Genomic DNA, 708 nt, shown 5'->3' with positions numbered 1-708 from the left:
CTAAAGCACACGACGTCAAGTGAAAAGGCGGCTCACCCCATCCCGCAAGAAGCCTTCGATTGGTACGACGAATACGCGCACGGAAAGATCTCGCGCCGAGAATTTCTTAATCGGCTTGGTGGCCTTGCGGTGCTAGGGTTTAGCATGACCGCACTGGTTGACGCGCTGACACCAAACTACGCGCTTGCCGAGCAAGTCTCCTTCAATGATCCTGAAATCAAAGCCACGTACGAAACCTTTTCGTCGCCGAATGGGCATGGTGAAGGGCGTGGTTACTTGGTGATGCCTCAGAAAAAGACCATCAAATCACCAACGGTTTTGGTGATTCATGAAAACCGTGGCCTCAACCCTTACATTAAAGACGTCGCGAGACGACTAGCGAAAGATGGTTTTATCGCCTTTGCTCCCGATGCTCTCTACCCGTTAGGTGGGTATCCGGGAAATGATGATGAAGGGCGAGCAATGCAAAAAGAGATGGACAGAGCCAAGATTGAGCAAGACTTTATAGCGGCCGCTAAATTTATCAAACAGCACGAACATGGAAACGGCAAGCTTGGCGCGGTTGGTTTCTGTTTTGGTGGTTATGTCGTCAATATGCTGGCGGCAGTTATGCCAAATGAGCTCGATGCAGGCGTGCCTTTTTATGGAACACCCGCTGCAGAAGAGATTCAAAAACAAGTGAAAGGCCCATTAATGTTGCATTTCGCA

General features: G+C 49.9%; 1 protein-coding gene. It reads left to right on the top strand.

Features of this window, described 5'->3' with window-relative positions; translation table 11 throughout:
• The coding region (locus tag R7Z50_RS27420) for a dienelactone hydrolase family protein (protein WP_318149738.1) at positions 1–708 on the top strand (708 nt) is incomplete at both ends.

This window comes from Vibrio sp. 1249-1, assembly GCF_033340495.1.
The sequence above is the reverse complement of the archived record's forward strand: the minus strand, read 5'-3'. Positions and strand labels throughout refer to the sequence as shown.